This is a genomic window from Falcatimonas sp. MSJ-15 (assembly GCF_018918265.1).
GTDB lineage: Bacteria > Bacillota > Clostridia > Lachnospirales > Lachnospiraceae > Falcatimonas.
The window spans coordinates 1-3,038 of record NZ_JAHLQC010000043.1 but is presented as its reverse complement, the minus strand read 5'-3'; the positions used below and the strand labels follow the sequence as shown (position 1 = coordinate 3,038).

Below are 3,038 nucleotides of genomic sequence, written 5' to 3'. Positions count from 1 at the left end.
TAATTGAACTCTGCTGTTCCCACAAGACCATGTTGCTGTCTAGAAGAATTGATATATCATTCTTCATCTTCATGTATATTACATCATCAAGTGTTGTTATCCTGATATCTTCTGTGTTGTTGTAATTAGTTCCGTTAAGTGCATTATAAAGCGATAACATATCCTCTTTATACTCTTCGGAACCGAATCTTAATCTAAAAAGTCTGTCCTTGTAAGTACGGTTAATACCTACTGTTTCATTAGTTGATGCCATTAAAAATCCTCTCTTGTCTGTATGTTTCTTGTCAGTATGTTAATACTTGCTATCAGCTATTGATAGTAAGTATTATATACAATATACTAATAGCACTATAAGCTATTGCTGTATATGATATATTAATAACATTATTATCTATTACTAGTACTATTAGTATATCATATACAGTAATAAAACGCAAACATATTTTCGCCTTTTCAATTTCTACTTTGCTTTCCTCGTATAGTCCTCATTTGGTGCTGTTAATGGCTAATCTAAGCTAAGAGCATCTAACACTGCAAATGAACGAACACTATTTTATCTATCACTAGACTATTTTATATTCACAAGCATAAACATTTTTGTTATTAACTGAAAATATAATTCAAATCTAATTTCAGGTATAAAGAATAAAGGCACTCCCATCGACTGAGAATGCCTAAAATGTAACTTAATTTATTAATTGCAGATGTGATATACGATTAAGATATTAGTTTTAATTAGATTAGATATAAGAAATGAATATCAATAATCAATACTCCAACCATCATAGCACAATACATTATAGAAAATAGATGTTTGCTATATAATACAATATAATCTAATGCTAATCTGTAAGTCATGCATGAAAAAAGAAAGTGTATAGACAGCATACAAAGATGCACTGGAATAAAGACTTGATACATCTTTATACACCTTGTAGAAGCAGAATCATACATATATAATACGGTTCAGTTTAGTATGATTCAAAGTTGCGAATAATTCTTGATAATACTATATGTATTCTAATATCAAAGATTCCATCTTACATTAAATACAGTAGTATATTCCAGACATCATGCACATTATATTGCTCACATCAGATTGCTTACATAACAACTTAAGATACATTAATTGTATATCTAATTACAATACAATCAACATAATCTCAGACGTATGCATAATATGACACCAAAGACTGGTGAATGATAGCGGTGATTTTAAGATTTTTTAATAAAACATATAATCAATAGTATGATAATATATGGCGTTTCACTGCTATTAAAAGTTAGAATTAACATAAATCATATCAATGCATGGATGAAAAAACAGACATGCACTGTGCCAGATACTTTGGTCAGAGTACGATATTAAGTTTTTTGCATACTGAAAACATATTTCAATACGATTAACTTACATGTTATAAATTATAAGTTACATTAAAAAGATATTGTAAGCATATTGTTAACTACAGCCGTACAGTTTTTAATGAATAAATAATCTGTCGCATCAACATGTTGTTGATGTTTTATGTTCAGATAAGAGCCAGCTGTAATTTAATATTTTGTAAAGCTTACTTTATAAGATAGTCCAATATATGACATGCTTCTTTGAAAAGGTGGTACTAATACTTATCGTGCCATCTACAATTAATAAATGCTCTTATCTGTGCAGTTTTTGTTCATCAATAACTCTCAACTGCACAGATAGGATAACATGGAGAATTAAAAAAATCCCCCCCCTTTTAGGGGGTAATCATAGGGGGGTATTTCAAGAAAAAGTATAAACTTATTGATTGTTTTTATCGGTCTCTTCATAGTATTTATCAAGGTATTCCTGCGCTTCTTGAAGTGTTATGCCAAATCGTAAAACAATTTTTTTCATAATATCCATATCCGAGTAATTTTCCTCTTTGTACATTTCAATTCGTTCCAATATACGTCCTTCTTCACGAGCTTCTTCTCTTAACTCTGCTTCATATATCTTTTCATCAAATTCTGTTATACACACACTAAACACCTCCGCCTTATGCTTTATCAAAAATTCCCTCATAATATTTTCTTCTATGCAGTAATCTATTGCATTGGTTATTGCTGTCTTGATATCTACGCCTTTGTCATCTGAGTATTCTCTTACTTTATTTATAAATATCATATATTCCTTAAGTGGTCTACATTTTTCTAACAGTTCATCATTTTTACCGGTATTAAGATTATATACCACTGCTGTCCATTCAAAATCCCCGCTGTCATCCTTATTTATAAATGCATCAGATAACCTCAGTTTAACTCTTGCTTCATATTCTTCTGTTCCATTATAAAAAACTACATACTGTGGTGTTGGAATAGGTATTAACTTCTTATTATATATTCCATAACGTTCTGTCTTAATATACTGGCTTAGAAGATTCGCATAATACATAAGTCCTCTCTTGTCTGTATGTTTCTTGTCAGTATGTTAATACTTGCTATCAGCTGCTGATAGCACTATTACATTCAATATACTAATCGTACTATCAGCTATTCTTTCTACGTCTTTTCCGTGCAGGTAATTAAGAAATACACGCATGTTATCTAATTAGTTATCTCTGTCCCTAGCAATATCAGAGAGCTTTTTATATAATTACTTACAACGATTAGTTCTTCTTAGATAATTCGTTGTAATAGTCTTCTATATATTTACCTGCTGTTTCTAAAGGAATTTCAAATGTTTGAGAAATTTCCCTGATTATATCTTCATTTTTAAAATTAAGTCTGTGTAAAAGAAAGATGGTTTTTCGAATATTCTTAATGCGTTCCTCTTCACGTCCTTCCTCACGTCCCAAAGTACGTCCTTCTTCACGAGCTTCTTCTCTTAACTCTGCTTCATATATCTTTTCATCAAATTCTGTTATACACACACTAAACACCTCCGCCTTATGCTTTATCAAAAATTCTCTCATAATATTTTCTTCTATGCAGTAATCTATTGCATTGGTTATTGCTGTCTTGATATCTACGCCTTTGTCATCTGAGTATTCTCTTACTTTATTTATAAATATCAT

Annotated in this window: 1 protein-coding gene and 2 pseudogenes; all 3 read right to left on the bottom strand. The window is 30.3% G+C overall.

Annotated features, from left to right (window positions below; all coding sequences use genetic code 11):
* A pseudogene (locus KQI85_RS16150) lies at nucleotides 1-253 on the bottom strand (hypothetical protein); the annotation flags it as partial.
* Nucleotides 254-1,783: 1,530 nt separating this feature from the next.
* Nucleotides 1,784-2,416, bottom strand: a complete 633-nt coding sequence (locus KQI85_RS16145) for a hypothetical protein (RefSeq protein ID WP_216577053.1) — start codon at nucleotides 2,414-2,416, stop codon at nucleotides 1,784-1,786.
* Nucleotides 2,417-2,630: 214 nt separating this feature from the next.
* Nucleotides 2,631-3,038, bottom strand: a pseudogene (locus KQI85_RS16140) (hypothetical protein); the annotation flags it as partial.

Excerpts from the sequence above, each read along its gene's own strand:
- KQI85_RS16145 (WP_216577053.1), bottom strand. The coding sequence starts at position 2,416 with ATGTATTATGCGAATCTTCTAAGCCAGTATATTAAGACAGAACGTTAT.